At 51.2% G+C, this 404-nt stretch carries 1 protein-coding gene; it reads right to left on the reverse strand.

Annotated features, from left to right (window positions below):
- Positions 1-116: 116 nt before the first annotated feature.
- Positions 117-404, reverse strand: a 288-nt coding sequence (locus ACRBG0_RS28475) for a D-sedoheptulose-7-phosphate isomerase (RefSeq protein WP_431490216.1), incomplete at its 5' end; no start/stop codon positions are given.

The raw sequence follows: 404 nt of genomic DNA on the forward strand, positions 1-404 counted from the left end.
ATAGCAAGTACCACCGCGAGTGAAACGAGCACCCCGTGAGCGCAGTGAGCACGTTCCGCGAGTGAAACGAACACTACCGTGAACGTAAGTGAACACCAACGCGAGCGTAGCGAGCCCTACCCAAACATCCCCTCCTCTACCAATTCACAAATCAAATGCCCCACCAGCATGTGGCACTCTTGAATTCGTGGTGTATCCTTAGAAGGAATGGCCAAGAGATAATCACAATGTTCTGCAAGCTTGCCACCGGTTTGGCCCGTAAAGCCGACAATGGTCATTCCTTGTTCCTTTGCTACCGCTACCGCTCTTAAAATATTAGGGGAACTCCCTGAAGTTGACATCGCAAAAAGGACATCGCCCTTGCGTCCCATCGCCTTTACCATGCGGGCATAGCTTTCTTCGTA

This window comes from Lewinella sp., assembly GCF_050633125.1.
Classification (GTDB): Bacteria; Bacteroidota; Bacteroidia; order Chitinophagales; family Saprospiraceae; genus Lewinella.